This window comes from Nocardia brevicatena NBRC 12119 (assembly GCF_000308495.1).
GTDB lineage: Bacteria > Actinomycetota > Actinomycetes > Mycobacteriales > Mycobacteriaceae > Nocardia > Nocardia brevicatena.
In genome coordinates, this window is sequence record NZ_BAFU01000061.1 from 157804 (window position 1) to 182317 (window position 24514).

At 67.8% G+C, this 24514-nt stretch carries 24 protein-coding genes; 8 read left to right on the plus strand and 16 right to left on the minus strand.

What is annotated here, in order from left to right; genetic code table 11:
- The first annotated feature begins 16 nt into the window (after positions 1-16).
- A complete protein-coding gene (locus ON20_RS16775) occupies positions 17-505 on the plus strand; it encodes a toxin-antitoxin system HicB family antitoxin (RefSeq protein WP_040836586.1) in 489 nt (162 codons plus the stop codon).
- Positions 506-524: 19 nt separating this feature from the next.
- Here ON20_RS16775 and ON20_RS16780 read toward each other — a convergent pair whose 3' ends face one another.
- The 8 genes from ON20_RS16780 to ON20_RS16815 all read right to left on the minus strand — a co-directional run bounded on the left by ON20_RS16780 (position 525) and on the right by ON20_RS16815 (position 7287).
- Positions 525-1577 (minus strand): DUF8320 family protein, encoded by a 1053-nt coding sequence (locus tag ON20_RS16780; protein ID WP_051162620.1) that lies wholly within the window; start codon positions 1575-1577, stop codon positions 525-527.
- Entirely contained in the window at positions 1570-2850 is a 1281-nt protein-coding gene (locus ON20_RS16785) for an ATP-binding protein (protein WP_051162622.1), read from the minus strand. The genes ON20_RS16780 and ON20_RS16785 overlap by 8 nt, the downstream gene beginning before the upstream one ends.
- Positions 2847-3545: a response regulator transcription factor gene (locus ON20_RS16790; RefSeq protein WP_174361898.1), complete on the minus strand. Its 699-nt coding sequence runs from the start codon at positions 3543-3545 to the stop codon at positions 2847-2849. The genes ON20_RS16785 and ON20_RS16790 overlap by 4 nt, the downstream gene beginning before the upstream one ends.
- A 341-nt stretch (positions 3546-3886) precedes the next feature.
- A complete protein-coding gene (locus tag ON20_RS16795; RefSeq protein WP_040836588.1) occupies positions 3887-4339 on the minus strand; it encodes a flavodoxin family protein in 453 nt (150 codons plus the stop codon).
- A 74-nt stretch (positions 4340-4413) separates the two neighbouring features.
- On the minus strand, positions 4414-4713 hold the full coding sequence (locus ON20_RS16800) for a DUF4168 domain-containing protein (RefSeq protein ID WP_040836589.1): 300 nt from the start codon (positions 4711-4713) through the stop codon (positions 4414-4416).
- A gap of 90 nt (positions 4714-4803) precedes the next feature.
- A complete protein-coding gene (locus tag ON20_RS16805; protein WP_051162624.1) occupies positions 4804-5316 on the minus strand; it encodes a hypothetical protein in 513 nt (170 codons plus the stop codon).
- A complete protein-coding gene (gene dapB / locus ON20_RS16810) occupies positions 5313-6065 on the minus strand; it encodes a 4-hydroxy-tetrahydrodipicolinate reductase (RefSeq protein WP_174361901.1) in 753 nt (250 codons plus the stop codon). Before dapB ends, ON20_RS16805 begins: the two co-directional genes overlap by 4 nt.
- Before the next feature lie 121 nt (positions 6066-6186).
- Positions 6187-7287, minus strand: a complete 1101-nt coding sequence (locus ON20_RS16815) for an alcohol dehydrogenase catalytic domain-containing protein (protein WP_040836681.1) — start codon at positions 7285-7287, stop codon at positions 6187-6189.
- Positions 7288-7497: 210 nt separating this feature from the next.
- Here ON20_RS16815 and ON20_RS16820 point away from each other — a divergent pair, with 210 nt between their 5' ends.
- On the plus strand, positions 7498-7893 hold the full coding sequence (locus ON20_RS16820) for a VOC family protein (protein ID WP_040836591.1): 396 nt from the start codon (positions 7498-7500) through the stop codon (positions 7891-7893).
- A 185-nt stretch (positions 7894-8078) separates the two neighbouring features.
- Here ON20_RS16820 and ON20_RS39925 read toward each other — a convergent pair whose 3' ends face one another.
- Positions 8079-8213 (minus strand): hypothetical protein, encoded by a 135-nt coding sequence (locus ON20_RS39925; protein ID WP_281032882.1) that lies wholly within the window; start codon positions 8211-8213, stop codon positions 8079-8081.
- A gap of 491 nt (positions 8214-8704) precedes the next feature.
- Between ON20_RS39925 and ON20_RS34510 the strand changes: the two genes are divergently transcribed.
- A complete protein-coding gene (locus tag ON20_RS34510; RefSeq protein WP_083864978.1) occupies positions 8705-9898 on the plus strand; it encodes a pyridoxal-phosphate dependent enzyme in 1194 nt (397 codons plus the stop codon).
- A 372-nt stretch (positions 9899-10270) separates the two neighbouring features.
- Here the strand turns inward: ON20_RS34510 and ON20_RS16835 are convergent, their stop codons facing one another.
- A complete protein-coding gene (locus tag ON20_RS16835; RefSeq protein ID WP_040836682.1) occupies positions 10271-11491 on the minus strand; it encodes an MFS transporter in 1221 nt (406 codons plus the stop codon).
- A 91-nt stretch (positions 11492-11582) separates the two neighbouring features.
- Between ON20_RS16835 and ON20_RS16840 the strand changes: the two genes are divergently transcribed.
- The gene (locus ON20_RS16840; protein WP_051162662.1) at positions 11583-11951 is read left to right on the plus strand and encodes an ArsR/SmtB family transcription factor; all 369 of its coding nucleotides are present in this window, start codon (positions 11583-11585) and stop codon (positions 11949-11951) included.
- Between the two features lie 117 nt (positions 11952-12068).
- Here ON20_RS16840 and ON20_RS16845 read toward each other — a convergent pair whose 3' ends face one another.
- Positions 12069-12608 carry a PadR family transcriptional regulator gene (locus tag ON20_RS16845; RefSeq protein ID WP_040836684.1) on the minus strand — a complete coding sequence of 180 codons (540 nt, stop codon included), beginning with the start codon at positions 12606-12608 and terminating at the stop codon, positions 12069-12071.
- Positions 12609-12683: 75 nt separating this feature from the next.
- Here ON20_RS16845 and ON20_RS16850 point away from each other — a divergent pair, with 75 nt between their 5' ends.
- Entirely contained in the window at positions 12684-13628 is a 945-nt protein-coding gene (locus ON20_RS16850; protein ID WP_040836594.1) for a glycoside hydrolase family 113 protein, read from the plus strand.
- 72 nt (positions 13629-13700) lie between these two features.
- Here ON20_RS16850 and ON20_RS16855 read toward each other — a convergent pair whose 3' ends face one another.
- From ON20_RS16855 to ON20_RS16870, 4 genes are all read right to left on the minus strand, one after another.
- Positions 13701-15008, minus strand: coding sequence for a M16 family metallopeptidase (locus tag ON20_RS16855; RefSeq protein WP_040836685.1), 1308 nt, complete (start codon positions 15006-15008; stop codon positions 13701-13703).
- 80 nt (positions 15009-15088) lie between these two features.
- Positions 15089-17380 carry a polyribonucleotide nucleotidyltransferase gene (locus ON20_RS16860; protein WP_040836595.1) on the minus strand — a complete coding sequence of 764 codons (2292 nt, stop codon included), beginning with the start codon at positions 17378-17380 and terminating at the stop codon, positions 15089-15091.
- 671 nt (positions 17381-18051) lie between these two features.
- Complete coding sequence (rpsO, locus tag ON20_RS16865; protein WP_040836596.1) at positions 18052-18321, minus strand: 30S ribosomal protein S15; 270 nt, start codon at positions 18319-18321, stop codon at positions 18052-18054.
- Between the two features lie 168 nt (positions 18322-18489).
- Positions 18490-19452, minus strand: coding sequence for a bifunctional riboflavin kinase/FAD synthetase (locus ON20_RS16870; protein WP_051162631.1), 963 nt, complete (start codon positions 19450-19452; stop codon positions 18490-18492).
- Between the two features lie 207 nt (positions 19453-19659).
- On the opposite strand from ON20_RS16870, the gene ON20_RS16875 reads away from it, so the two are divergent.
- The 3 genes from ON20_RS16875 to ON20_RS16885 all read left to right on the plus strand — a co-directional run bounded on the left by ON20_RS16875 (position 19660) and on the right by ON20_RS16885 (position 22853).
- Entirely contained in the window at positions 19660-20343 is a 684-nt protein-coding gene (locus tag ON20_RS16875; protein ID WP_040836598.1) for a metal-dependent transcriptional regulator, read from the plus strand.
- 674 nt (positions 20344-21017) lie between these two features.
- Entirely contained in the window at positions 21018-22259 is a 1242-nt protein-coding gene (locus ON20_RS16880) for an aspartate aminotransferase family protein (RefSeq protein ID WP_040836599.1), read from the plus strand.
- A 69-nt stretch (positions 22260-22328) separates the two neighbouring features.
- On the plus strand, positions 22329-22853 hold the full coding sequence (locus ON20_RS16885) for a DUF3830 family protein (protein ID WP_051162633.1): 525 nt from the start codon (positions 22329-22331) through the stop codon (positions 22851-22853).
- A 249-nt stretch (positions 22854-23102) separates the two neighbouring features.
- Here the strand turns inward: ON20_RS16885 and ON20_RS16890 are convergent, their stop codons facing one another.
- Positions 23103-24509 carry an amidase gene (locus tag ON20_RS16890; protein WP_083864981.1) on the minus strand — a complete coding sequence of 469 codons (1407 nt, stop codon included), beginning with the start codon at positions 24507-24509 and terminating at the stop codon, positions 23103-23105.
- Between the last annotated feature and the right edge of the window lie 5 nt (positions 24510-24514).

The following is a 24514-nucleotide window of genomic DNA, read 5'->3' on the forward strand; positions in this document are numbered from 1 at the left end:
ACGTCACACTGATGTCATGGATTTGACTCGATACACCGCCCGCCTCCGCGAAGACCTGATCGCGGCGGCCGCACTGGGCGATGAGAAGACCCAGGCGACAGCGGCCGCACTGGCCACGGCGGTGGAGAGCTCCGCCAGACTGGTCCTGCTGTCGGCACTCTCGGATCTGGCCGATACGGTTTCCGAACAACTCGGCGACCGGACGGTGCGGGTCTCGGTCACCGGCTCCGAGGCGACCGTCGATGTGCACAAGAATCCGCACGGTGCGGACGAGCCGCCCAGCTTCGAGGAGATGACCGGCGATATCAGCCGGGTGACGCTGCGACTGGTCGAACAGCTGAAATCCCGCGCCGAAGAAGCCGCGGCGCAGAGCGGCCAGTCGCTGAACGCCTGGCTGTCCGGGGCGGTTTCGGGCGCATTGCGCGAACAGATGCGCGGCTACGGCGCGTCCAAGAGCCACCAGGCCCCCACACGGGACGACTTCCGCGACGGCGAACAGGCGTAACCCGGCCCGAGGCCGCCGCTCACGTGGTGACGACCACCGCCCCGGTGGCGTCGATCTCGGTGCGGCGGTCCGCATCGACGGTATCGGCCAGTACCGTTGCCACAATGCGCCGGCCCACCGGCAACACCCGTACGGTCACCGAGCCCGCCTCGGCCGCGTCCAGTTCCCGGATGGCCGCCTCGACCACCCGCCGCCGCACCTGGTCCGAGACCGCCGCGAAACCGCCGTCGTCGAGCAGCACCACCTCCACCCCACGGGCCCGCGCGCACCGGGCCGCGGCGTTGAGCCGGTCGGTGACCAGTTGCGGCGCGCGTAGCCCGTCCCGCAGTTCGGCCTCCAGCAGCCGACACTGCTCCCGTTCGGCGGCGGCCAGCTCCGCACCGCGGGCTATCCGTTCGAGCATCGGCCGGGCGGCCTTGTCCAGCCGGGCCAGTTGGCGCAGGCGCTCCCCGCTCTCGGCCACGAGGGTGGCCTCGGCGGCGGCCCGCAGTGCGGCTTCCTCCTGCAGCAGCCGCAGCGACCGCTGGGTGGGCCGCAGAATCACCACGCACACCGAGACACCGGCCACCGTGGCCACCGGGACGATGGACGCGACCAGCGACCGGACCGGCACCGTGGAGAACGTCGCGAGCAACCCGAGCGCCGTGGCGGCGCCGCCCACCCCGAGCCAGGCGGCGCCCATCCGGTTGCGCAGCACCAGCACGGCAAGCACATACGAGGCCGCGAACACCGTCCAGGTCTGCCCGGACTCGCCGATCACCTTCTCCGGGGTGGTCAACGCTATCGCCACCGGACCGACACCGGCGACATAGCAGGTCGCGGGCCACGGCAGCGGATCACCCGGTATCAGCAGGACGACCACCCCGGCCACCATCAGCAACGCCAGCCCGACCGCCGCCGCCGCCGAGGGAGTATTCTCGCCCACCGAGAAATTGCGGATCATATACAGCAGGATGGTCAGCTCCAGCACCGCCAGGAACAACCATCCGGCCCGTCCCCGCAGGCCGAACAGGTCTCGCAGCTCGATATCGTCGTCACGCCGCCGCTCGGCGACCTCGCCCCGTTCAGCCATCGCTGCCCCAGACCAGAGTGACCGTGGTGCCCTGTCCCGGCGTGGATTCCACAAAGCCGGCACCGCCGGACAGCTGCCGCATCCGGCCGAGGATGCTCACCGAGATACCGAGCCGGTCGGCCGGTACCCGGCTCTGGTCGAAACCCGCTCCCTCGTCGCGGAACACCACCCGGATACCGCCCGCGCCGACAGTGACGGTCACTGTCCGACATACGGTCCGACCCGGAATGTCGGCGTGCCGCACGCTGTTACGGGCGGCCTCGGCCAGCGCCGCCGCCAGAGTGCTCGCCACCCGCACCGGCATCCGCAGCTCGTCGTTCCCGGCGGCCCGGTACGCGGTGAACCCTATCTCGCCGTTCACCTCGTGCACCGCCGAGCGCAGAAATCCCACGACCGCCTCGGTATCCAACCGGTCGGGCCCGGCCTCGGTGTCCCGACAGGCGTCGAGCTGGTCGAGGGTGCGTTCGGCCTGACGCTGCAGAATCGGTGACTCGGTGCCCGACCGGGAGGCGTCCAACAGTGTCGACAGCACGCCGTCGTGGATCAGGGCCGCGAACCGGGCCCGCTCGCGATCGCGTGCCGCCGCACCCGCCACCGCGGCCGCCCGGTTGCTCGCAACCTCCGATTCCCGATCCACCCGCACCGCGGCCGCCTTGGCGTAGACCAGACACCACAGAAACAGCACGCACAGCCCGGCGGCCCGGGCGAACCCCTCGGTGACGACCGGTACCGTCAACCGGTTCACGACGAGAACATTCGCGATGGCGGCCAGTATCGCGCCGGCGGCGAGATAGGCCATGGCGGGAGCGGTCCGCCAGGACAGACCGGCCGCCAGGACACCGATGGCGAGCAGCCGGTACACCCATACCGCCGAAGGGTCCGCCAACGGCTGCGCATAGGCGATCAGGATCAGGGCCATGGACGCCAGATAGCCGACCGCCGCGGTACCCGAAACCGCACGGATCACGCGGGGACCCGCCACCACCGATACCCCGGCGAGTATCGGGAACAGGCCGAACGCCAGGACCATGATGGCGAGGGACCAGCCGACGGTCGCCCGACTGCTCTGGGCCAGGATCTCGGGCAGCTCCAGTACGGCGGCGATCGATCCGCCCACACCGATGGCCAGACCGAAGCGGCGCTGAATACGATCGACGGCGCTTCCGTAGTCGGACGACTCGGACAATGCGAACGGCCCGAACCGCCGGCGCCGCGAACCCGGCCGGGTCGGCGCCGGCTCCACCGCTACGACGGAGGCAGTGGGCGCGCTCATTCCGGACGGTGTTCGGGGACCGGTAGCCAACCGTCCTCCACGGCCCGTTTGTACAGATCGGTCTTGGTGGGCGCGGGACGCCCGGCATCGGCGTATTTCTGCCTGATCCGCCCCAGATAGTCGTTGACGGTCTGTTCGGACAGACCGGTCAGCCGCGCTACCCGGGACGCCTTCTCCCCGGAGGCGTACAGGGTGAGCACCTCTTCCTGCCGAGGGCTCAGGCCGACGCTGGACAGTTGCGGATCACCGTCGATGGCGGCCGCCCAATCAGTGGTGACCACCTGTTCGCCGGAGGCGGCCCGACGCATCGCGGCCACGACCGTGGGCACGTCCTCGGATTTGCGGACCACCCCGAGCACCCCCGCCCGTGCGGCCGACCGCACCAGGAAGGCGTTCTCCGCTCCGGTGAAGACCAGCACCTCGATGCCGTTGTCGCGCAGCGTGCGCACATTGTCCTCGGGCGAGGACCCGTCGGACAGCCGCAGGTCGAGTACGGCCAGGTCGAGATCCGGTTCGCCGTCGACGCCGCGGCAGGCCGGATCGGCGAGCAGTTCGGCGACGGTGCCCGCGGTCGCCACCAGCTCCAGATCCGAATGCGGCCCCAACATGGCGGCCAATCCGATCGCGACCGATTCGTGGTCCTCGATCAGCCCGATCCGCCGGGGCCTGTCCACGCTCTCGCCGCAATCTGTCACCTCGACACCCTTCTACGCACGCCCGCATCGGCGTTGACAAACGAACGTAGCGCGCAAGCCTCCGCGCAGGCGGAGGTTAGCGCAGCCGGCTACCTTCGAGACGCCGCACGCGTCGCCGCCGGGTAGGCGGAGACGTCGAACGCCCGTGGAAGCCGGGCAAGACCACGGAGCAGGAACCCACCGAGGTACCGCGTGAGTGGCACGGCAGGAATCCTTGGTCTTCCGGCCAGGGAGGGCGTCAAAGCAGTATGCCTGTCGACCGATACCGCGGCCACCCACCAAAATTCGGGGCACACTCCTCGGCCCACCGGTTGCGGCGCGACGGTGGCGGCCGGTTCCGGTCACTGCATCAACGTGGCCGCCACCGTCGCCCCCAATTCCCAACATCTCTCGAGGTCGGCCTTCGTCGGCTTGCCCATCACCACAACCGGTTCTGCCGCCTTGACCCAGCCGAGCCCGGTGACCACCGATTCGACACTGCGCTGCGCACCCTCGGTGCCCTCGTTCCCGTGAATGTAGAGGCCATACGGTCGACCACGTGTCGAGTCCAAGCACGGGTAATACAGGAGGTCGAACGCCGCCTTCAGGGCCCCACTCATGTACCCCAGATTCGCCGGCGTCCCGAGCAGAAACCCATCCGCGTCGAGAGCATCGCTCGGCGTCGTCGCCAGCGCGGCCCGGCGCACTACTTCGATGCCCTCGATCTCGGGATCGGTGGCGCCCGCGAGAACCGCCTCGAACATTTCCTGCATATGCGGAGAGGGCGTGTGATGGACGATCAGCAGTCGCGGCACGTCGACGAGCGTAACCCGCGGGGCCGCCGGGGCGGCGGTCGCGGACCGCAGCGGCGACGTATCCGTGCCGCGGGTCAGCCGTCGGCCGGTACGGCGGGATCCTCCGGCGCCGTGACCTGGTCGTGCAGGCGCTGCCAGAGCGCGCCGTCGCGTTGGGTTTCGGCGTCGATCTCGTCGTAGGTTCGCTGGTCGAGACCGGCTGCCAGGATGATCCCCTCGGAAGTGGCGGCGAATTCGTCACCGATGCGACGCAACCGGTCCGGATCGTCCGCGGCAGCCTCGATCCGTGAATCGTATTCCCGTGCCAGGGCGGTGATCCCACGGGTCGCCCGGACGAATTGCATCAACTGCGCTTCGGTAAACGAGTCGGTCATACCGGATCACTGTAGGGCCTGCCCGGCAGGCCACGGTGGGCAATCCCGACCACGGAACGGATACGGCGGTCGGGCCGGACCGGGAAGCCGTCAGGAACGGTCGCCCTCTCGCTCGCGTTTTTCCAGTTCCACCGCTCGGCGCATGGTCGCGCGGGCGCGGGCGCGGTCGCCCGCGTAGTCGTAGGCGCGGGCCAACCGGTAGGAGACCCGCCAGTTGTCGGGGTCGGCCTCCCATTCCTGTTTCACGGTGAGAAACAGCTCGTCGGCGGCGGCGCGGTCGATTCGCCCGGACGGACGGCGCGGCAGCGGCGAGACATCCAACTCCAGGCCTTCGGCGTGGATACGCCGTGCCAGATGTTGGTGTGCCAGGGCGGCGCGGACGGTGGCCGTCACCATCCACACGCCGAGCAGCGGCAGGATCAGCACTCCGACGCCGATGGCGACCGCGGCCACGTCACCGGAGACGAGCAGACCGATCGCGATGCGCCCGAGCAGCAGGAAGTAGAAGACCAGCACCAGCACCAGCACCGCGATCACGGCGACAGTCCGGAGGACCCCCGGGTCGGGTCCGGAGGCGGAACCGTCGGGCGCGGGGGTGCTCACAGGTCCAGTAGCGGGTCGAGTCCGACGGTCAGCCCGGGCCGCCGCGCGATCTGCCGCACCCCCAGCAGCACACCGGGCGCGAAGGAGGAGCGGTCGATGGAGTCGTGCCGAATGGTGAGGGTTTCCCCTTGGGTGCCGAACAGGATCTCCTGGTGCGCGACCAGACCGGCCAGCCGCACGGAATGCACTCGCACCCCGTCCACCTCGGCGCCGCGGGCACCGTCCAATTCGCTGGTGGTGGCGTCGGGGCTGCGCCCGACCCCGGCCTGTGCCCGGGCCTGTGCGACGAGTCCGGCGGTGCGGTAGGCGGTACCCGACGGGGCGTCGGCCTTGTTCGGGTGGTGCAGTTCGATCACCTCGACCGAATCGAAGAACCGCGCCGCCTGTTGGGCGAACCGCATGGACAGCACCGCGCCGATGGCGAAGTTCGGCGCGATGAGCACCCCGACCTGGGGTTTGTCCGCCAGCCATCCGCGTACCTCGTCGAGGCGGGCGGCGTCGAAGCCGGTGGTGCCGACCACGGCGTGAATACCGTGTTCCACCAGGAACTTCAGATTGCCCATCACCACATCGGGGTGGGTGAAGTCGACCACGACCCGCGTATCGGTCTCGGTGAACCCGCTCAGCGGATCCCCCTTGTCGACGGCGGCGACCAACTCCAGATCGTCTGCCGCGTCGACGGCCGCGCAGATCGCCGTCCCGACCTTCCCCCGCGCGCCCAGCACACCCACCCGAATCGGTGCCGTCACCTGGTCCACCACTCCCTACTCGTCGTCGGACAACCGTCCCGAGCCTACTGCTCGGCCATCTCGCCTCGGAGCACCGACTCCCGGTCGAACGGCATGATCTCGCACCGCCGGCAGGCGGCACCTAGAAGCACATCACCTGGCGGAGTGCGTGGCCGGCGGCGAGTTCGTCCATGGCCCCGTTGATATCGTCCAATCCGATATGCGCCGAGATCAGCCGCTCGACCGGGAGCGTGCCGGCGCGCCACATCCGCACGTATTCGGGGATGTCCCGCGACGGGACCGCCGAGCCCAGATAGCTGCCGATGATGGAGCGCCCCTGGGCGACCAGCCCGAGGGGGGAGATACTCGCCCGCGCGTCGGGGGCCGGTAGCCCCACGGTGACGGTGGTACCGCCGGGTGCGGTCGCGGTGACCGCGGTCTCGAAGGCGCGCACCGCCCCCGCCGCCTCGACCACGATCTCCGCCTGCACTTCCTGTTCGGTGAGTTCGGCCGGGGTATAGGCGGTGTCGGCGCCGAGTTCCCGGGCGAGGGCGAGCTTATCGGCCACCATGTCCACGGCGATCACCTCTTTCACTCCGAGTGCGACCGCGACCAGCACCGCCGCCATCCCGACCCCGCCCAGACCGACCACCATGACGCGGTCCATTTTCGCGGGTTTCGCCGAATTCAGCAGCGCTCCCCCGCCGGTGAGGACGGCGCAGCCGAGAACGGCCGCGACCTCCGGGGGCACGTCGTCGTCCACCGGCACCACCGAGCGCCGGTCCACCACCGCATGGGTAGCGAAGGCCGATACCCCCAGGTGGTGGTGGAGCTCGACACCGTCGCGCCGCAGCCGCCGACCGCCGCCCATCAGCTCACCGACATTGTTGGCGGCGCTGCCCGGGATACACGGCATCCGCCCGTCCGAGGCGCAGCCCGCGCAGTTCCCGCAGCGCGGCAGAAAGGTCATCACCACCCGCTGTCCGACCGCCAGATCGGTGTCTGGGCCGACCTGTTCCACCCGTCCGGCGGCCTCGTGGCCGAGTAGCATGGGCAGCGGCCGGACGCGGTTACCGTCGACCACCGACAGGTCGGAATGGCACACTCCCGCCGCCTCGATCCGGATCAGCAGTTCTCCCGGGCCGGGTTCGGCGAGTTCGAGCTCGCCGACCGTGATGGGTTCCGAATCCGCGAACGGCGCGGGCGCCGCGATCCGTTCCAGGACTGCACCACGAATTCTCATGCCCACACGGTAGGCCGCGACCGCGGCGGGTGACAGAGGTCCGGGCTCGCGGCCCCTCCCGGACATGGTCGACACCAACGCCGGGTCGCGAAAACGGGGGTTGGCAGCCGGTACAGAGGCCGTTACCCTCGGTATCCGTAACGGTGCTCCCGTTGGCCGCCTTGTACCGAGCCCGGGGTCGGGACCGTCACGATATGAGGAGAAATCCCTTTGTCGGTTCAGTTCAACCACACCATTGTCGGCTGTCGGGAAAACCGGGTGTCCGCGGAATTCTGGGCGGAGATTCTCGGACTACGAGTCGGAACGGAATGGGGTCCTTTCATCCCGGTCGCCACCGATAACGGCGTCACCTTCGATTTCGCCAGGGTGCCGCCGAATGTCACCGAAATCCAACCCCAGCATTACGCCTTCCTGGTCTCGGACGCCGTATTCGACGCGGCCTACGCCAAGATCCGGCGTGATGGACTGGCCCATTGGGCCGATCCCCACCGGCAAAGGCCGGGGGAGATCAACCACAACGACGGTGGCCGAGGGGTCTACTTTCCCGACCCCAGCGGCCACTACATGGAGTTGATCACCGTCCCCTACGGCGGTTGGCCGGAGTAGTCCGTTTCGCTGTATTTCCAGCGGACATCGAACGTGAACGGCCCGGTTGCCTCCCGATCGGATGGAGGACCCGGGTCGGTCGCCCCTGGCGCGATATTCCGCCGCAGTAGGGGTCGTGGCCGGCGACCTACGGGTTGTTCCGGCAATGGCAACGGGTTGGAGCCCGGGTCGTGATCCCGAAGACGCTACAGGCGTTCGCCGAAGCCGTCGGCCGGATCGTTCGACAATTCCTGCGCTGTTTCCCGCCGCCACCCTGCCAAAACCTCGTATCCTTCGTCGGTGACCACAGCCGAGCGCTTCGGACGTCCACGCTCGTCCATGATCACCAGCGTGACCAGCCCAAGGCGGAAATCATCAGCGTGACCAGCCCAAGACGAACCAGCACGCCGGCATACCGCTACACGATCCGCCAATCGAGCAACGGATTCCCGACGCGGGTCACCGGCACGGCGCTGATCCGGCCGCGGGTCGCCGAGATCCGGGTATGGAAGCGCCACTGTGGGCATAGGCGCTGTAGCAGGTGCTTTGCGAGTCGCGCGACCGCCCCGAGTAGGTGCCGGTTCCGGTCACGCCGGATCTCGGTGCCCCCGAGCCGATATGCGGCCATTGCCCACACAGGCGTTTTCGGCACGGTCCCCTATGCACTGCGTAGACTGCGGAACTTCGGGTGGCTCATATCGCCGAGGATGGTGGATGCATTGGGGACCGTTCCGGTTCGGGGAACCGGAGCGCGAACACCAGGGAGCGGCCACGAGCACGACACCGTGCCGCTTCACCTCGGGTCTGCACCGCCGGCAGGGACAGGGCTCGGATGAGCGATCCGATCAGGATGCTTTGCGAGGCTGCCGAACAACTGGGCAAGGGTCTCCGGCGAATGGTCGAGGGGGTGAGACACGGTTACGACGCGAAGATCCGCGCTGTTTCCGACGGGGTCCATCGGACCACCGCCGTCGGGGCAGGCCACAGGAACCTCTTGGAACCCATCGAATCTCGCGGACCTCGGAAGCCCTTGATTCCGGAGGAAAAGCTGCGCGCTCCGACATCCGAGGAGCGGTGGGGCGCAGTAAGGGCAGCAGCCGCTACCGAGCCCGGCAGACTCATTCCTGCGGTATTCCATTCATCCGAACTGGATGAACTGGCCGGAGTTCGCCGATTGGATATCGGGTTGGAATCCTTGCATCCGGGCTCTAATTCCATCAAAGACCGCGCAGCGCTCCTCGTAGTTCCTGAAATAAAAGCGTCACTGTTGGACGGTCAAAAAGCTTTCATCGTATCGTCCGGAAATCACGCTCTCTCCTACGCTCGCGAATGCAAGCGTTTGGATGTCCCTTTGGTAGTGGTGATCCCAAAGAGTGCGGAGGCGATAAAACGCGCCAAAATCGAGTCAACAGGGGCTCGGATTGTCGAATATGGAGAGACCTACAACGAAGCGCTCGGGTACGGAACTCGGCTGGCCCGGGAAGAGGGCGGACTAATCGCGGATGTATCGGACTATGATTCGGTGGCCGCGCTCGGCACGGCGGTTCACGATCTCTTGGAAATGGCTCCGGATACGGACACCCTTCTGCTCCACGGCGCAGGAGGGACAGTAGCGTCGGCTGCACACCTCGCGAAAGAGACTGCAGCAATCCGGGAGAAAGACCTGACTGTGCTCGTGGCGTGTGCGGAAGAGGCTCCGACAATTGCCCGGTCGTGGTTACGTAACGAGCCCGTGTTCGTGAAGGCGACAACCAGCGCGGGCGGAGCGCGGGTCGACCAGGTCGATCCACATCTGCTGCCGGTTATCCGAGAATACGTCGACGGTGTGGTACTCGTGCCCGAAGAACGTGTACGAGCCGGTCCCGAGCTGCTCACTGCGCACCTGGGCACGCCGGTTGAAGGAGCAGGCGGTATGGGCGTCATGGCGCTGGTCGGCTCCGGTGGGCTCATCACTGATATCACCGGTAGAGAATTCGATCTCAGGCGAAGCAATGTGGCCACACTGATCACAGGAGGAAACAAATGAGGACGAGGTCCAAGGATCGTGGTCGGCGAAGCGGTGGTGAGCTGGACTCGAAACAGCCGCCTTGTGGTGGCCGGAGACGTTGAGATGTGAGCCCGCCCGACAGGCTGTCAAGCGCCGGCCGGCACGGGCCGGCGTCCCAATGGCACACCGGCCCGTGCCGGGGAGCGGAATACCTCTCCCCGTCGAGCTTTCGGCTATGTACCCGTGCGTATGGGGCAGAGACCGACGAAGAACGTCGTTTCGGCTTCGCCGATCCTCCGGCCGCGGCTGTGTAGTGGTCGGGGCCGGGCAGGCGTGGTGAGGCCTTCCGGGCGCGAGACTTGCGCGTTGGCCGGAGTGGTCCGTTTCACCGAGGGCGCATGGCGGTCGGGTTCATGCCGCCGTGCGCTGCTCGGCACCCCGTGCCGCCGGACGGCGCAGACCGAGGGCGGCGGCGGCGAGGCAGGCGAGGGCGACGATGCCGACGAACCAGGGGAAGACCGTGCCGAGGCCCCAGGTTGTCGCGGCCCAGCCCGCCAGGACGGTGGGCAGTGCCATCGAGGTGTAGGCGAGCAGGTAGTACGCCGACATGGTCTCACCGCGCCGCCCGTGCGGTACGACATCCGACAGGTGACGCAGCGAACCGCCGAAACCGAGACCGAAGGTGGCCCCGAGCAGCACACCGACGAGCAGCACCGCGGGCCAGTTGTGCGTGGCCAGCGCGGGCACGGTCAGGCCCAGGGCCAGCGCCATCCCGATATCGCCGACCACCGCGGCCCGCCGGGCCGGAATCCGTGTCGCGAACAGCTGCGCCAAGGCCGCCGACGATGCCGTCGTCGCGACGACCACCCCGCCGAAGACCAGGTTGTGGATACCGGTCTGCCGCGCGGCCAGTGAGGGATAGAGCGACAGGAGTACTCCGAGCACCGACCAGGCGGCCATCACACCGATGGCGGAGAACCAGAAGTCGGCCCGGATCTCATGTGGAACCGCCGGTTTGGCGATCCGGATTCGTCCGGCGACCCGGGCCGCATGGGGTTCGCGCAGCGCCAGCACCCCGGCCGTGACCAGGACGCAGACGATGCTGATCACCACGTACGGCGTGCGCAGCGGATGCGGCGCATACTGCGCCAACAGCGCCGAGCCCACGATCGCCACCGCCATTCCGACATTGAAGGCGACGCCACTGAGCTGGCCCGACCGCGCTCCGCCATGCGGTCGCAGATCGAGCAGCGCCGCCGCGCCCGCGACGACGGTGGCTCCCACCGCCATACCGTGCAGTGCTCGCGCGACCAGCAGCATGGGCACGGTATCGGCCAGCACGAACACCGCCAGTCCGACGATCATCAGTCCGAAGGCGGCCAACAGCACCGGTTTGCGTCCGACGACATCGGAGATTCGGCCGGATACCAGCACCGCGCCCAGCGCGGCCACGGCGTAGACCGCGAATACGATCGTGGTGGTCAACGGCGACAGATGCCATTCCTGTTCGTAGAGGCCGTACAGCGGAGCGGGGACCCCGGAGACCCCGAGCGCGACGCCGGTCGCCCCGAGCACCAGCGCGTACGCCCAGGGTTGAGTCTTGTGTTCGGCGGTGTACACCGTCGCCGTCATCGAAACCCCGATCAGGTAGGTTTGATAGTGATCGAACTGCACCGACCATAACGCAGGTTTGATGACCATCAAACCTCAAGTGAGGCAGATCATGGCGCAAGTTACAACGCCTTCGGACACCGAGCATCCGGTGGCCGCGCTCCCGGTCGTGCTCGCCGCACTCCAAGATCCGGTGCGCCTGGAAATCGTGCGCCGACTGAGCAATGCGGGCGACGCGGTGCGCTGCGGGGCCCTCTACGACGCAATCAACAAATCGACGGCCACCCACCATTTCAAGATCCTGCGCGAGGCGGGTGTGATCGAGCGACTCGTTATCGATGGCCAGACGTGCCAGCGGCTGCGTACCGACGATATCGAGCAGGCCCTGCCCGGACTTCTGGGCTCCGTGGTCACCGCGGCCAACCGCGCCTACAAAGGGCGACCGGACCCGTCCGCCGATCTCCCCACCCCCGGCGAGTGATACCACCGACCGTCGCGGGCAATGACGCCGATGACACCACGGCCCCGCGGCGCCGGCAATGACGATCACCCGCGTTCCTCACCGCCCCGCCCACGGCGAAGCAACCGAACCGCCCGATCAGCGAGTCCAGCCGAGTTCGCCCGTCTCGATCCTGCGAACCGCGCCCGCGAGCCAGTCGACATCGTGGCGGAGACGAGACAGCAGGTAATGGGCCTCGATCATATGAATCTCGGGTTCGGCCACCCCGTCGATGACGTGTTCGAGTCGGTGAATCTCTTCCCGGATACGGGCAACCCGTTGCGCGAGGACCGCGGCGGCTTCCGTGGGCTGCAGGATGCCGAGGTACGCGAACGCGGTGACGAATGCGGGACCACCCGTCGGGTCGGCGCTCCGGAGCTGTCGACGAACCCGCTCGGCCAGCGCGGCCACACCCGTGTCGGTTACCGCGAGCGCGGCGCGATCGTCGTCATTCTCCGCGCCGACCCATCGTTCGCCCATTAAGCGGTCGAGAAGCGTATAGACGGTCGCATTGCGCACCCGAAGGTAGTCATAACGGCGTCGGAGCTCACTGAACACGGCATACGCGTGGCGTGGCCGCTCGACCAGGAGACCGAGGATGGGCAGCACCAAGGGGTTGTCGAGCGCGTTCTTGGGCACACCCAACCCTATCCCAGTAGCCGTATACGGCCAATTGGGTATGGTTGGCCGTATACGGCTACACAGGAAGGTGCCATGATTTTCGGGATTTGGCCTGGCGTCGTCGCCGCCGACCTCGTCGACCTGCAACCCCTCGAATGCCCACCGGAAGACCCCACCGCCACAGTGGCCGCCCTCCGTGAGCTCCAAGGCAACGCGCCCCGGTTCTACGTGCGCTGTTACCGGCACTTCGGGCCGGGCGTGCATCGGGGGCCGGGGAATTCACCCACCCCCACCCATCCCGGGCTGTATGCGGGAGAAGGACGTCTGATCGACCTGGTGGTCTGCTATCAGAGCACGAAGCCCGACCCGAGCGGTTTCGCCGATTTCGTCCGGCAGGCCGTACGAGACGTCGCCGAATGGGGAGGCGGCAAAATCCAGGTAGGCGAGGAACTCGATATGCCGGCACCACAGGACGGGGACAGCCCGGGTTGTTTCGACGCCGTTGCGGCCGGCGTTGCCGCCGCGATCGACGAACGTGAGCGACTCGGCACCGAGATCGAAATCGGAGTGAACGCGGCAGGCATGGCCGACCCGGCCTTCTGGGAGCGGATGGCCGACGCTGTGGGTGCAGAACTCCTCACCACCCTCGACTACATCGGCTTGGATGCCTTTCCCGACGTGTTCCATCGCATCCCGCACGAGCGACTGGCCGGATCCGTCGCTTTCCTGCTCGAGCGCTTCCGCGCGGTCACAACGGAAGTCGGTGTTCCCGAGAGCACACCCGTTCACATCACCGAGACCGGGTGGCCGACCGGCCCCGAACGGAACGAGGCGACCCAGCGCATCGTCCTGGAAACCGTGGCGCGTGCGGCCCTCGACACCGGCGTCGGGGTATCGGCGTATGAATTCTTCGGCCTGCGAGACGGACGCAGCGACGCCGGATGGACCGCCCGCTTCGGCCTCCTGCGCGACGACTACACCGCCAAACCCGCATTTCACGCCATCCGCGATCTCATCGCCGACTGCTCCGCACCATAACCGCCGGATACGGTCCCCACACGGAAACCCGTCCGCACTCCGCCATGGGGCGCCGTCACCGGACCGAGCCGGTCAGCTCACCAACCGCCGCACCGCCGCGGGCAGGTCGCGGGTGCGGCGATAGGGGCCGGCCACCGAGGCGGCGAACGGCCGGGTCAGCAGGGTGCGGGCGGTCGCGGTGACCTCGTCGGTGCTCACCGCGTCGATACGGGCCAGGGTCTCCGAGACGCTGCGATGGTTGCCGTAGCTGAGTTCGCTACGGCCGATGCGGTTCATCCGGGACGCCGAATCCTCCAGCCCGAGCACCAGGCCACCGCGCAGCGAGCCCTTGGCACGGGCGCATTCGGCGTCGGTGATACCGTCTGCGGCCACTTCCTCCAACACCCCGCGGGCCAGCGCCGCCACCTCGCCCAGATTCTCGGGCTGGCAGCCGATGTACACCGAGAACGCCCCGGTGTCGGCGAAGGTGTCCACACTGGAGTACACCGAATAGGCGAGACCGCGCTCTTCCCGCACCCGCTGGAACAGCCGTGAGCTGAGCCCGCCGCCGACCACGGTGTTGAGCACGGACAGGGGCCAGCGGCGATCGCCCTCGTGCCGGCCGAACGCCCGCACCCCGAACACCAGATGCGCCTGTTCGCTGTCGCGGTGGCTCCACGTCAACTGCGGCGGGGTGCGCGGCCGGAATCGCCCCTCACGGCGCGGCGCGGGTTCGGCGACCGGGTCGAGCCGATCGGCGAAGGAGCGGTGCACCAGTTCCACGGTGTGGTCGTGCTCCACATTTCCGGCCACCGCGACCACCATCCGCTCGGGGGTGTACCGGCGCTGGTGGAACGAGCGCAGCTGGCCGGCACGCATTCCCTCGATAGATTCGACAGAGCCGATGATCGGGCGACCGATCGGATGGTCACCGAACAACGCGGTCAGGAACGAGTCGCCGACCAGGTCTTCCGGATCGTCGTCGCGCATGGCGATCTCTTCCAACACCACCTGCCGTTCCACGTCCACATCGGCGGGCCGGCACAGGCCGTTGAGCACCACATCGCTGACCAGGTCCACCGCCAGCGGCAGATCCTCATCCAGGACATGCGCGTAGTAGCAGGTCTGCTCCTTGGCGGTGAAGGCGTTCAGCTCACCACCGACCGCGTCCACCGTCTCGGCGATATCCAATGCCGAACGGGTGGGAGTGGCCTTGAACAGCAGATGTTCCAGGAAATGCGCCGCCCCCGCGACGGTCGGGCCCTCATCCCGGGAACCGACACCGACCCAGACGCCGATGGACGCCGACCGCACACCCGGCAGATGTTCGGTCACCACCCGCAAACCGCCGGGCAGGACGGTGCGCCGCACTCCGGTGTCGATACCGGCGGTTTCGCTGATCCGCCACTTGGAAGACGAACCCCCCTGACCACTGGGGCGCAGGGGGGCCGCCGTGTTCTGCTCGGTCACACGAACAAGTACTACTCGGTCCCGGCCGCGTCCGCATCGGCGGCCGGCTCGTCGGCGTTTTCGTCGATCGGCACCAGCGAGATCTTGCCGCGGTTGTCGATATCGGCGATCTCCACGCGCAGCTTGTCGCCGACGTTCACCACGTCCTCGACCTTGGCGACGCGTTTGCCGTTGCCCAGCTTGGAGATATGCACCAGGCCGTCGCGACCCGGCAGCAGCGAGACGAACGCACCGAAGGCGGTGGTCTTGACGACCGTGCCCAGGAAACGTTCACCCACCTTGGGCAGCTGCGGGTTGGCGATGGCGTTGACCTGGTCGATCGCGGCCTGCGCGGACGGGCCGTCGGTGGCGCCGATGTAGACGGTGCCGTCGTCCTCGATGGAGATATTGGCGCCGGTCTCCTCGGTGATCTGGTTGATCACCTTGCCCTTGGGGCCGATCACCTCACCGATCTTGTCGACCGGAATCTTGATGGCGGTGACCCGCGGGGCGTACGGGCTCATCTCGTCCGGGGAAGCGATGGCCTCGGCCATCACATCCAGGATGGTGGTGCGGGCGTCGTGCGCCTGGCTCAGCGCGCCGGCCAGCACCTTCGAGGGGATACCGTCGAGTTTGGTGTCCAACTGCAGAGCGGTGACGAACTCGCGGGTACCGGCGACCTTGAAGTCCATATCACCGAAGGCGTCCTCGGCGCCGAGGATATCGGTCAGCGCCACGTAGCGGACCTCCTCCACGCCCTCGGAATTGGTGACGGTATCCGACACCAGGCCCATGGCGATACCGGCGACCGGCGCCTTCAGCGGCACACCGGCGTTCAGCAGCGCCAGGGTGGAGGCGCAGACCGACCCCATCGAGGTGGAGCCGTTGGAGCCGAGCGCCTCCGAAACCTGCCGGATGGCGTACGGGAATTCCTCCTGGCTGGGCAGCACCGGGATCAGTGCCCGCTCGGCCAGCGCACCGTGCCCGATCTCCCGCCGCTTCGGCGAACCGACGCGGCCGGTCTCGCCGGTGGAGAACGGCGGGAAGTTGTAGTGATGCATATAGCGCTTGGTGGTCTCCGGGCTCAGCGAGTCGACCTGCTGGGCCATCTTGACCATATCGAGAGTGGTGACACCCAGGATCTGGGTTTCACCGCGCTCGAACAGCGCCGAACCGTGCGCCCGCGGCACCACGGCCACCTCGGCCGACAGCGCGCGGATATCGGCCAGACCGCGACCGTCGATGCGGAACCCGTCGGTGAGGATGCGCTGCCGCACCAGTTTCTTGGTCACCGACCGGAACGCCGCTCCGAGCTCCTTTTCCCGGCCCTCGAAGTCCGCGGCGAGCTTCTCCAGCACCGCGAGCTTGACCTCGTCGATCTTCTCCTCGCGTTCCTGTTTGCCGGCGATACCCAGCGCCTCGCCCAACTCGGCCTTGGCCGCGGCCTCCACCGCCTGGTAGACGTCGTCGCCGTAGGGCGGGAAGAGCGGGAACTCCTCGGTCGGTTTGGCGGCCAGTTCGGCCAGGTCCTGCTGGGCCTTGCACAGCCGGGCGATGAACGGCTTGGCGGCCTCCAGCCCCTCGGCGACCACGGCCTCGGTCGGCGCCTGGGCCCCACCGGAGACCAGTTCGATGACATGCTCGGTGGCCTCGGCCTCGACCATCATGATGGCGACATCACCGCTGTCGACCACTCGGCCGGCCACCACCATGTCGAAGACGGCCCGCTCGAGCTGATCGCTGGTCGGGAAGGCGACCCACTGGTTGCCGCTCGCGGTGTCCGGGTCGTGGATCAGCGCGACGCGCGCGCCGCCGACCGGACCGGAGAACGGCAGGCCCGCGATCTGGGTGGACGCCGAGGCGGCGTTGATCGCGACAACGTCGTACAGGTCTTTCGGATCCAGGCTCAGCACGGTCACCACGACCTGGACCTCGTTGCGCAGGCCGTCGACGAACGACGGACGCAGCGGGCGGTCGATCAGCCGGCAGGTGAGGATGGCGTCGGTGGAGGGACGGCCCTCCCGGCGGAAGAACGAGCCGGGAATCCGGCCCGCGGCGTACATCCGCTCCTCCACGTCGACCGTCAGCGGGAAGAAGTCGAACTGGTCCTTGGGGTGCTTACCGGCGGTGGTCGCCGACAGCAGCATGGTTTCGTCGTCCAGGTAGGCCACGACCGACCCGGCGGCCTGGCGGGCCAGTCGACCGGTCTCGAAGCGAACGGTACGTGTCCCGAAGCTGCCGTTGTCGATCAGCGCGACGGATTCGAACACACCGGGCTCGACCTCCACGGCCGATGTTTTCGGGCGTTCAGTGATCTCTGACATTTCTTTCTCTCAACCTCTCGTCTCGCCGGACCCCACGCCGACAGGCGCAGTCCGGCTGCATCGGCCGTACCCGGTACGGACGTGTCGCGGCCATGGCAACGGACCCGGGGAAATCGCGCGATCTCGACGATCGCGAGCACCGCCGTCGGAATATCCGTCCGGCCGCAATACGCACACCCGGCCGCATCCCCTTGGATACGGCGACGCGGAGGCGGTCATCGATCGAAGCTCTCCGGCACGTCCCGTCTCGCCGAAAAGCCACTACCGAAGACCGACGCCACGAGCGCGGGTGCCTACGGCTGTGTTGTCACATCTCACGAATACGGAGTTCTCATCCCCCGCACACGAAAATGTCGACGGCCTCGATTGTAGGCGCCGCCCCCTCCCCGACAAACCTGGCACCCCGAACCGGCCTCACTCCAAGCTCTACCCACCCCGGGACCCCTACAACCCCGGCCGGAAATCACCGACCCGGACACACGGGCCCTTGTTCCCCCGCCTCCCAAAAAGCAAGATCACTCCCCCACCCCGTCGGGGGTCGCGCCGTCGCGACCCCGTTCGCGGCCCGTCTCGTGTTTCCGCCCCCGAAGCGCCGTGCCGAAGGCACAAGTCTCGGGGGCGGAAACACGAGACACAAGGGGGCCGCGAACACGCCGCGCCGGAGGTGCGGCCTATCGACGCAGCCCGAGGCGTTCGATCAGGGAGCGGTAGCGCTCGATGTCCTTTTCCTGCAGGTACTTCGAGAGCCGCTTGCGACGACCGATCAGCGCCATCAGACCGTGGCGGGTGTGGTGGTCGTGCTTGTGCTTCTTGAGGTGTTCGGTGATATCGGCGATCCGCTTGGACAGCAGCGCGATCTGCGCCTCCGGGGACCCGGTGTCCGTCTCGTGCAGACCGTATTCGGCGAGGATCGTCTTCTTCTGCTCGGTGGTCAACGCCATGGGGCATTCACTCCTGTTTCCAGTTCCGCGCTCCTGGTGCGGATCGGCGTGGACGGGCGATAGCACCCCGCGACGTCGATCCGTGGGCCGCCGCCGCGGACCGCAGCAAACCCGGCGGATCACCTTACCGGATCGGCGCCGGGGGACCGAACGACACCCCCGCGGAGCTCAGGACGAGCCGAGGATCCGGCGGGTCGCGACCACGTCCCGGTCCATGGCCTGGATGAGCTGATCCAACGAATCGAACTTGTCCATCCCGCGCAGACGTTCGACGAAATCCACGGCGACGTGCTGGCCGTACAGGTCGGCCTCCCCGTCGAGGACATAAGCCTCCACCGTCCGGGCCCGGCCGGAAAAGGTCGGGTTGGTGCCCACCGAGATCGCGGCCATGGCGGGCTCGCCCGGGGTGACGGTACCGATGATGGGGCCTGGGTCGAGCACGGTGAACCAGCCCGCGTACACGCCGTCGGCGGGAATGGCGGCATGCATCGGCGGGGCGACATTGGCGGTCGGGTAGCCGAGGGTTCGACCGCGGCCGTCGCCACGCACCACCACCCCTTCGACCCGGTGCGGACGGCCGAGTGCCTCGGCGGCCGCGGACATGTCACCGGCGTCCACGCAGGCGCGGATATAGGTGGAGGAGAAGGTGACCGCGTGCTCGCCGAGCAGGGTGACCGAGTCGACCTCGAAACCGAAGCGAGCGCCGAGTTCCCGCATGGTCTGCACCGTCCCGGCGGCCTTCTTGCCGAAGGTGAAGTTGTCGCCCACCACCACTTCGACCACGTGCAGCCGTTCCACCAGCAGGTCGTGGACATAGCTCGCGGGGGTGAGTTTCATGAACTCCTGGGTGAACGGCATAACGCAGAACACGTCGATCCCGAGTTCCTCGGCCAGTTCCGCGCGCCGAGTAAGGGTGGTCAGCTGCGCGGGATGCGAACCGGGACGGATCATCTCCATCGGATGCGGATCGAAGGTCATCAGCACCGCCGGAACACCACGGGCGACGGCGGACTTCACCGCCCGGCTGATCAGTTGGGCATGTCCCCGATGGACACCGTCGAACACCCCGATCGTGAGCACACACCGACCCCAGTCCGCGGGCATATCGTCGAGACTTCGCCATCTCTGCACGGACCGAAGCCTACGCAAACCGGGGCTCGAACAATATTCGGGTCTCGAGCGGCACGACGGAGGTGAGCACTGGGTTTCGCCCCGGTAACCGGAGGGTGGGCCATGGCGGTGGGATGTGTGAAACGGGTACGGGTTGCCTAAGCTCGTAGTGTGCCCGGTAAACGAGACATCGCCACCCGACGAGAACTTGCCGATGCCGGAGAACCCGTGGCGGGCACCAATGCGGTCGCGCCGCTGTCATCGGTGGTCCAGGACTATCTGAAGATCATCTGGACGGCCCAGGAGTGGTCGCAGGAGAAGGTGTCGACCAAGCTGTTGGCCGAGCGGATGGGCGTCTCGGCGTCCACGGTGTCCGAGGCGGTGCGCAAACTGGCCGATCAGGGCCTGGTGGAGCATGCCCGGTACGGGGCGATCACGCTCACCGAGGCCGGCCGGCGAGCCGCCGTTGCCATGGTGCGCCGGCATCGGCTGTTGGAGACATTTCTGGTCAACGAGCTCGGCTACGGCTGGGACGAGGTCCACGACGAGGCGGAGATCCTCGAACACGCCGTCTCCGAGCTGTTGATGGCGCGGATCGACGCCAAGCTCGGTTTCCCCGATCGCGACCCGCACGGCGATCCCATCCCTTCCGTCGACGGCGCCGTACCCACTCCACCGGCCCGCCGGCTCAGCGATTTCGCCGCAGGGGAATCGGGTCGGGTCGCGCGGATCTCCGATGCCGATCCGGATATGCTGCGCTACTTCGATTCTGTGGGGATCGCGTTGGACACCCCGATCGAGGTGGTGGAGCGCCGGGATTTCGCGGGCACCATCGCCGTGCGTATCGGACGCGACAGGGCACCTACCGATCTGGGCAGTATCGCCGCCGAAGCCATCTGGCTGCGTGTTTGATTGCGCCGCCTTCGGCGGCGCGGGGTTGCTGTGTTGAATGGCCCGCGCGTTCGCGCGGGCGGGGTTGCGGCCCTGGCGGGTCTCGCGTTTCGGCGCCCGAGACTCGTGCCTTCGGCACATGCGCTTCGGGCGCCGAAACGCGAGACGGGCCGCAACCCTTGTGGTCTCGTGAGCCGGGTTTTGCCTTTCTGCGCGCTGCCGCTGCGTGATGTCGCTGCGGGCGGTTCGAACCCGGGGCGGGCTGTGTCCGATTGCGCCCGCCGGATGCGGCGCTTTCGGGGCCCTCGTGACCCGGGGTCTTCCCTTCCTTCACGCTGCGTTGCACGACGTCGCTGCGGGCGGTCCAGACGCGGTGGTCCCGACCACCGCGGTGAGATGCCCGAAAAGGTGGAAGCCCACAGCCTCCTGTTCTCGCCCTCGTCGTTTCTTCCCGCACCGCGAAACGCTTCGATCGGTCCAATCCCCGCGCGAGTCCGACCATCCTGGGGCGTGCGGGAATGGCCGGGAGCGAAGCGGACCTTACCGCTCCGCCCAGGTCTGTGCTCGGGCATTGCCCGCGAGAGGTCCGCCGTGCTATGCATATTGTCAACAATCCGACAGTAAACAATGCCTGGGGTAGATTCGGGCAGCATTCCACGGCAATCACCGACCAGAGCGTCGGGAGGCGGATCACCATGACCGAACTTTCACCGGTTCTGAAACAGGCCACACCGGTAACCGTCGACCACGGCGCCGGCTGCTATCTGTACGGCACCGACGGCCGCCGATACCTGGACTTCACCGCGGGTATCGGGGTGACCGGCACCGGCCACTGCCATCCTCACGTGGTAGCCGCCGCGCAAGCACAGGTCGCCGCCCTGATCCACGGGCAGTACACCACGGTCGTACATCGGCCGCTGCTCGAACTCACCGAGCGCTTGGGCACGGTGCTGCCCGCCGGCCTGAACTCGCTGTTCTTCGCCAACTCGGGCAGCGAGGCGGTGGAGGCGGCGCTGCGGCTCGCCCGCCAGGCCACCGGACGACCCAATGTCATCGTCTTCCACGGCGGCTTCCACGGTCGCACCGTCGCGGCCGCCAGCATGACCACCTCCGGCACCCGGTTCTCCGCCGGCTTCGCGCCGCTCATGGCCGGTGTACATGTGGCCCCCTTCCCCACCGCCTATCGATACGGTTGGACCGAAGAGGAGGCCACCGCCTTCGCCCTGCGCGAACTGGACTACCTCTTCGCCACACTCACCTCCCCGGCGGAAACGGCCGCCTTCATCGTCGAACCGGTACTCGGTGAAGGCGGCTACATACCGGGTAACCGGACGTTCTTCCAAGGTCTGCGGGAACGCGCCGACCGTCACGGCATCCTGCTGGTGATCGACGAGATCCAAACCGGATTCGGCCGCACGGGAAAGTACTTCGGCCACCAGCATTTCGACGTCCGGCCCGATATCGTCACCATCGCCAAGGGACTGGCCAGCGGATTCCCCCTGTCCGGTATCGCCGCCTCACACGAGTTGATGGCCAAGGCCTGGCCCGGATCCCAGGGCGGCACCTACGGCGGAAACCCCGTGGCCTGCGCCGCGGCGATCGCTACCCTCGAGGTCATCGAATCGGAGCGGCTGGTGGAGAACGCCGCCGCACGCGGTGCCCAACTACTCGCCGGACTGCGCAATATCGACCACAAGGCCATCGGCGATATCCGTGGACTCGGCCTGCTGGTCGGCGCCGAATTCAGCACGGCCGGCGGGGAACCCGACCAGGAGACGGCCACGGCCGTCCAACAGCGCGCGACCGAACACGGTCTCCTGCTGTTGACCTGCGGGGCGTATATGAACGTGGTCCGCATGATCCCGCCGCTGATCGTGTCCGAAGCACAGATCGATGACGCGCTGGTCGTCTGGAGAGATGTCCTGGCCCATGTCTGACGACAGCGGGCATCGAGGACCTCGCCGGTCGCCGCGCGACCTGTCGAATACGAACGGAAAGCAGGGAGTATGGCTCGCTATATGACGATCACACTCACCAAGGCCGGGGTGAGCTGTCGGGCCCGACTGCTCGACGACGAAGCGCCGCGCACCTGCGACGCGGTATGGGACGCGCTGCCCCTGGAAGGCGACGCGTTCCACGCCAAATACGCTCGCAACGAGGTGTATACACTGCTCCCGCGCATCGGGGCCGCCCCGCGCCGGGAGAACCCGACCGTCACACCGATCCCGGGGGATGTCTGCCTGTTCGATTTCGAGCCCTGGGAAATCGGCAACCCTGCCTACGGATACGAACCGGGATCCACCGCCCACCACGAACAGGGCGCCACGGACCTGGCGATCTTCTATGGCCGCAACAACCTGCTGATCAACGGCGACCTCGGTTGGGTTCCCGGCAGCGTATTCGCCACCATCGAGGAAGGACTCGAGGAGATGGCGGCGGCGTGTAACGCCCTGTGGCTGCACGGAGTAGCGGGCGAAACCCTCGCGGTGTCCAATGGCGTCGCCTCCGGCGGCGCGGGGTTGCTGTGTTGAATGGCCCGCGCGTTCGCGCGGGCGGGGTTGCGGCCCTGGCGGGTCTCGCGTTTCGGCGCCCGAGACTCGCGCCTTCGGCACATGCGCTTCGGGCACTGAAACGCGAGACGGGCCGCAACCCTTTGCGGTTCTGATGACCTCGGGTTTTGCCTTCCTCCGCGTCGTTGCTGCGCGAGCATGCCGGGCTCTTACTACCACTGTGAGGTGTTCGGGAAGGTTCTCGGCGGTCCTTCCGGGTGGTGCTGTGGGCTATGCGTCGATGCCCAGGACCGTTTGGGCGTAGCGGCCCACGGCCAGGACCAGGTCGTCGGAGTGGCGGGGGCCGATGATCTGGAGGCCGACCGGCATACCGGTGGAGGTGCGTCCGGCGGGGATGGCGAGGGCGGGTTGTTGGGTGAGGTTGAAGGGATAGGTGAAGGGGGTCCACTGCGGCCAGCCGGTCAGGCCGCTGTCCGGGGGGACGTCGTGGCCCGCGGCGAAGGCCGGGATGGGGACGGTGGGAGTTATCAGCAGATCGAACGCCAGATGGAAGGCACCCATGGTGATACCGAGATCGGTCGCGACGGCGCGGGCATCGAGATAGTCGACGGCGCCGATGGTTTCGCCGTATTCCCAGACCTGCCGCAGTCCGGGATCGACCCGGTCGCGGGAATCGGGCGGAAACTTCGCCAGCATGGTCGCGGCGCCGGCCGCCCACAACAGCTCGAAGGCCACGCGCGGATCGGTGAACCCGGGGTCGGCGAAATCGACTCGCAGGCCGGCGTCGTCCAGTGCCCGTACCGCCCGGCCCACGACCTCCGCCACCTCGGGATCGACGTCGGCATAGCCGAGGGTCGGTGAATAGGCGACGGTGACGCCGCGCACATCGCGTTGGATCTGGCCGCGGAAGGTGGCCACCGTGGGCGCGAGCGTGGTGGGGTCGCGTGGGTCGGGTAGCGCGAGGATATCCATCAGCAGGGCCGAGTCCTCGACCGTGCGCGTCAGCGGCCCCCCATGGGCGAGCGGGCCGAACGGACCGGCCGGCCACAGGGGAATACGCCCGTGGGTGGGTTTGAATCCGACGACACCGCAGAACGCGGCCGGTATACGCACGCTGCCCCCGCCGTCGGTGCCGACCGAGACCGGCCCCATCCCCGCGGCGACCGCGGCGGCGCTGCCGCCGGAGGAACCACCAGCGGTGGTCGCCGGGTCGGCGGGGTTGCGGGTTATCCCGGTGAGTGGGCTGTCGGTGACCGCCTTCCAGGCGATCTCGGGTGTGGTGGTCTTGCCGACCAGCACCATTCCGTCTTCTCGCAGCCGGGCTGCGACAGGGCTGTCCACCTGCCAGGGACCACTCGGGTCGATGCAGGTGGAACCGCGCCGGGTAGGCCAGCCTTCGGTCAGGAAGACGTCCTTGATGGAGACCGGCACCCCGTCGAGCAGGCCACGGGCGTGTCCGGACTGCCAGCGGGCCTCGGATTCCTTGGCCTGCACCAGTGCCCGCTCGTTGTCGACCAGACAGTAGGCGTTGAGTTCCGGGTCGCGCTCCGCGATGGACGACAGCACCGCTTCGGTCGCCTCGACAGGGGAAAGCGCACCGGCCGCATACGCCGAGACCAGTTCGACAGCGGTCATGGCGCCGGGGTCGGTGGGGCTATTGCGGACGGGGTGGCTCATGGCTG